This window comes from Pseudomonas sp. IT-P253 (assembly GCF_949768125.1).
Taxonomy (GTDB): Bacteria; Pseudomonadota; Gammaproteobacteria; order Pseudomonadales; family Pseudomonadaceae; genus Aquipseudomonas.
Genome location: NZ_CATKPT010000074.1, coordinates 1 through 316, shown reverse-complemented (window position 1 = coordinate 316; position 316 = coordinate 1). Strand labels below are relative to the sequence as shown.

Annotated in this window: 1 protein-coding gene; it reads right to left on the bottom strand. The window is 62.3% G+C overall.

The features are described 5' to 3' along the window. A partial coding sequence (locus ACM6IR_RS25115) for an aromatic amino acid lyase (RefSeq protein ID WP_414910181.1) occupies positions 1 to 316 on the bottom strand: 316 nt, incomplete at both ends.

The following is a 316-nucleotide window of genomic DNA, read 5'->3' as shown; positions in this document are numbered from 1 at the left end:
TGCGGCCAGCGTCAGGGGCTTCAGACCGGCGACTTTCAGTGCCTCGGTCGCTTCCATCCATTCGCCTTTGTAGCGAGCCTTGCCTTCGCCCAGCAGCACCAGCGACATGTGGGCCAATGGCGCCAGGTCACCGGAAGCACCGACCGAACCTTTTAATGGAATGTGCGGGTAAACCTCGGCGTTGATCAGCGCGATCAGTGCGTCGATCACTACGCGGCGAATACCGGAAAAACCACGGCTCAGGCTGTTGACCTTGAGCACCATGACCAGCCGCACCAGCGCATCGCTGATCGGCTCGCCGACACCGGCGGCGTGG